Origin of the sequence: Mesorhizobium sp. M7A.T.Ca.US.000.02.2.1 (assembly GCF_003996995.1) — a bacterium.
Lineage (GTDB): Bacteria > Pseudomonadota > Alphaproteobacteria > Rhizobiales > Rhizobiaceae > Mesorhizobium.
The window spans coordinates 1-3,719 of sequence record NZ_RZTT01000514.1 but is presented as its reverse complement, the minus strand read 5'-3'; the positions used below and the strand labels follow the sequence as shown (position 1 = coordinate 3,719).

At 60.9% G+C, this 3,719-nt stretch carries 8 protein-coding genes; 2 read left to right on the top strand and 6 right to left on the bottom strand.

Annotation, left to right across the window (positions count from 1 at the left end; genetic code table 11):
* The 6 genes from EOD15_RS30575 to EOD15_RS30555 form a co-directional block, all read right to left on the bottom strand.
* On the bottom strand, nt 1–285 hold a 285-nt coding region (locus EOD15_RS30575; RefSeq protein ID WP_148129713.1), incomplete at its 3' end, for a hypothetical protein.
* A gap of 210 nt (nt 286–495) precedes the next feature.
* Nucleotides 496–873: a hypothetical protein gene (locus EOD15_RS30570; protein ID WP_206523127.1), complete on the bottom strand. Its 378-nt coding sequence runs from the start codon at nt 871–873 to the stop codon at nt 496–498.
* 489 nt (nt 874–1,362) lie between these two features.
* Nucleotides 1,363–1,539, bottom strand: coding sequence for a hypothetical protein (locus EOD15_RS36010; protein ID WP_164762049.1), 177 nt, complete (start codon nt 1,537–1,539; stop codon nt 1,363–1,365).
* A gap of 67 nt (nt 1,540–1,606) precedes the next feature.
* The gene (locus EOD15_RS30565; protein WP_127322550.1) at nt 1,607–1,894 is read right to left on the bottom strand and encodes a hypothetical protein; all 288 of its coding nucleotides are present in this window, start codon (nt 1,892–1,894) and stop codon (nt 1,607–1,609) included.
* Nucleotides 1,891–2,172: a hypothetical protein gene (locus EOD15_RS30560; protein ID WP_127409134.1), complete on the bottom strand. Its 282-nt coding sequence runs from the start codon at nt 2,170–2,172 to the stop codon at nt 1,891–1,893. Before EOD15_RS30560 ends, EOD15_RS30565 begins: the two co-directional genes overlap by 4 nt.
* A 282-nt stretch (nt 2,173–2,454) precedes the next feature.
* Complete coding sequence (locus EOD15_RS30555; RefSeq protein ID WP_164893269.1) at nt 2,455–2,991, bottom strand: hypothetical protein; 537 nt, start codon at nt 2,989–2,991, stop codon at nt 2,455–2,457.
* A 187-nt stretch (nt 2,992–3,178) separates the two neighbouring features.
* On the opposite strand from EOD15_RS30555, the gene EOD15_RS30550 reads away from it, so the two are divergent.
* Together EOD15_RS30550 and EOD15_RS30545 are read left to right on the top strand one after the other, a co-directional pair.
* A complete protein-coding gene (locus tag EOD15_RS30550; protein ID WP_127323261.1) occupies nt 3,179–3,412 on the top strand; it encodes a hypothetical protein in 234 nt (77 codons plus the stop codon).
* A complete protein-coding gene (locus tag EOD15_RS30545) occupies nt 3,405–3,611 on the top strand; it encodes a hypothetical protein (protein WP_127409132.1) in 207 nt (68 codons plus the stop codon). The genes EOD15_RS30550 and EOD15_RS30545 overlap by 8 nt, the downstream gene beginning before the upstream one ends.
* Nucleotides 3,612–3,719 lie beyond the last annotated feature (108 nt).

Sequence of the window (3,719 nt, the reverse complement as noted above, 5' to 3'; positions counted from 1 at the left end):
CGCCCAGCCTTCCGGCGCGGGATCCGGCCAGCGCAGGTCGGTGGACGCATAGCCGGCGTCGCGCAGCTCCGGGCCCGGCGTAAAGCGCGGCCGGCCGTCGCGCCAGGTCACGTGCTTGATCTGCGATGGTTTCGGCATTTGGGGTGGCTCCCTTCGCGCGCGAGGGTGAATCGCGCGGGTGAATTTGTCAAAGGTGATGCTTCCATCAATCGTTTGCGGCTTGAAACCTACGGCGTTGCAGATTTTGAAGCCTTCTCGCGAGGCGGCTTCTTTCCTGGCTGGCATTCGCCATGTTTTGCCAAAACTCCGCGTTCAACGGCTCGTTCAGGCGCTGTTCGCGGTGACTCATAAACCTACCCTCATATCGATTGTAGGTGCGCACCCAATGCTCAATAGCGCCCACCACCGCGTCAGAACTTTCCTCGGCTGGCGGGTTCCATGTGCCAAGGCAGATCGAGCCTTTGAAATGGTGATGCACAACCGTTCCATCGGTAGTCAAACGTTTCCGTCGACCGCAAACTTGGCACGTCGCCATTTGAAGCACCTCCTGAAAAACAATGCCGCACTGACAGGCTGGTAAGTGGCCTCAAAAATATCCGGCTTGCACGGGTAGAATTCGCCTTGAACTCCGCGAATAATCCAGTCTCCCGGCGAGGCATTCATTTTGCCTTCGAGCGTATAAATTTTCAGGCCGTCTCTGGCGACTAGTTCGCAATATTCATCCCATTTCATGCCAGCATGTGTGCTTCGAATGTCCGGCCTTCCATCAGTGAAAGCGATGACATCGAACAGATTTTGTCCGGTCCATTGAATGGCTTCGATAACGACTGGTCTCTTGCGGAATTTAGACACGCCGTTGGCGATGTAGGCCATGATCTCTTCCCTTTCAGCCTATTGGCGTGTGATCGATCGGCTTGCTCGGACGCGGAGGGCCGTCTGCGGTGCTCGGCACCGGCGCCTGACGGCAAGCCGGGTAGAAGCCATCGCAGTTGCAGTAGCGGCTTGGGTCCTTCTCGCAAGGTTTGAATGTGCTACCCGCACCCGTTACAACCATCTGAGACTGTACAACTGGGCCCGCCGAACCAAGGACGCGCGGTGCGGCGCTTAGGGGATAGCTCATTCCGATGGTGTGAGCATTCTCAACTGCGAGATCGCTCCGGTCGTATGTCTCTGCCTCAGGTGGTGCAGCGTTGGCCCACCACCACTGAGGGTGGGCGACATGTTCGGGCATAGGCAAGGCAACGATGACGCCATGCATGACTGACATTTGATAGTGCAGGGCGTCGTCTATGTACGTGTCACCTTCCTGCTCTTTGGTGTGTGCGGCGCACCACATGGTTCCGTCTTTGCGTACGCGAATGCTCATGATTTTCTCTTGCCATTTCGCAAGGGCGATCGGCTGTGATCGTCCTTGATGTCGAAGCCGAAGCGCTTGGGGCGCGGCAGCAGCCAGCTGACCAGCATGCAGCAGCTGGCGAGGCCGAGGGCGCACAGCGCGCCCAGGCCGATCATGGCCCAATAGGCTTGCTCGACGCTCATGAGCGCACCGCATCGAACAGGAAGGCCAGATGGATGACGGTGACGAGAATGATGGCCGCCGCGATGATCATGCCGCGTTCCTTTTCTTGGCGTCGGCGACGGTCAGCGTGTTGATGCCGACGCCGGTCAGCTCGAGGCGGGGCGTGCCGCGAAAATCGCGGCGGATGATCAGCCGCTTGGCGCTGAGAAAGTGCACCATGGCGAAGGTGACCAGCGGCAGGCCCTGCACGCGCCAGCCCTTGGCGACGCGGTTGAGCTTATGGGCCTTGATCAGGCGCAGGGCGGCCAGCTGGTTGCTGGTCAGGTCGCGCGGGTCGACCTGTCCCGGCGCCGGCGCGTCGGAAACGAAGTTCATGGTTTTGCTCCATAGCGTTCGCGAAGGGCGGCGGCGGCGGCGCTGATGGCGTCGACCTCGTGCCCGTTCTGGTTGGCGGGCAGTGGCGCGGGCGCGAACTGCCCGGCCGAACGCAGCCACACTTCAACGGCCCGACGCGGCCAGACAAAGCCGGTCGGGATCTTGCGCGGGAAGTTCTGCTCCTGGTGAAGCTGCAGCCAATGCCGCTTCAGCCACGCCGGCTTGCGCCCGATCGCCTGGGCGACCTCTTCGAGCGGTGCGGTTTCGTCGGTGAGCATGGGGAAAGTCCGCGTTGTGAGTCGCGGATTACAATAAGCGAGTTTGCTTATTATGCAAGTAGCGCGCTTATGAAAGCTATTGCGCGCTGATTGTCGTCCTCTGGGGCAGCCGCAAATATGCTTCGGCGACCCTCTCACAGAGTTACGGAAAAGCCATGGCTTTTGTCAGTTGCGCGATTCGGGGAAAGCCATGGCTTTTGTCAAATGCACCATTGGCAAAAAGCCATGGCTTTTGTCAGGTGCGAAACCCGAAAACAGGCCATGGCTTTTGTCAGTTGCTGATTACTGGCGCGGACGAATGACGCCGCACTCGACGCCCATGATGACGACGCGGTCATCATCGACGGTTTCGGGCCGGCCCGGTCCCATCTTGGAGGAATGGGTGGTGATGAAGGGCGGATCGAAACGGCGCATGACAGTTTCGGTTCGCTGGGTGACTGGATCGGTGAGCTGGGCCACGACGATGTCGCCGGCCTTCGGCCTGCGGTTCTGGTCGATCATCAGCACGTCGCCAGGCAGAATTCCCAGCTGGTCGAGCGCCCAGCTCTTCATCAGCCACGGTTCGACGCCGTTGCGATTGCCTCTGTTGGCCTGAATGGCGGCCAGCACCCAGTCAGGCAGGCGCTCGTCCTGCTTGTCGTCATAGGGAACGGTTTCGCTCTCGCCGAAGCCTGGCAGGCGCCGCTGGCCTGGTAGAACGTTTTTCGGGATCCCGGAATAGACCGCGAGCGCTTCGAGTGTACGCTCGGTCACGGACAGCTTGCCCGACTTGTCGTTCATGTAGCGGGTGACGGTGGATGCGGCGAGGCCGGCGTTCAAGGCCAGCTCCGAAAACGAAAGGTTCATGTATCGGGCAACCGCCCGAATCCATTCCTTTGTGTCGTGCTGCACCGCCATGATGCGCACAATAGGCTGTGAACTCGCTTGAACGCGCACGCACTGCTACCTTGCATAATCAGCAAACTCGCTTATCACGATGAGCGAATGAGCGGCAAGGTGATTCGCGGTGCTAGATTTTTCGGACATCGAATTTCGGCGTGAGACCGCCCGCATCGAACAGAAGGAACTGTGCGAGCGGGCGGGCGTGCATCTGCAGACCTATTCCCGGCTGAAGAACCGGCCGGGCGCCCAGGGCGCCACCGAAACCACCCTGAAGAAATTGAAAACGGCGCTCGATGCCTTGGTGGCCGAACGCATGCGCAAGCTTGTCGAGACAACGGGGGAGCAAGCCAATGGATGAATACATGGACGCCGCCAGCACTGCGGCGCTTGCGGCGCGGCGCCATCGCGCCGCCGAGCAGCTGGTGTGCGAGCAGGTCGCGGTTCAGACCTTCGCCGACCTGCCGGCGCCGTCGCTCAAGCAGAAGATGGCGGCGGCGCATTACGAGCTTTCGTCCAGCGTCTCGCCGGTCGCCATCATCCGGGCCTTGCGCGCCTGATGCGCTCCATGGCCGTCATGGTCGACGTGCGCGACCGCGGCGCGGCCGGGGTTTCGGCGCGGCGCGTGGTCGGCCTGATGGAAGACAACGCCACGGTCGGCGTCTGCT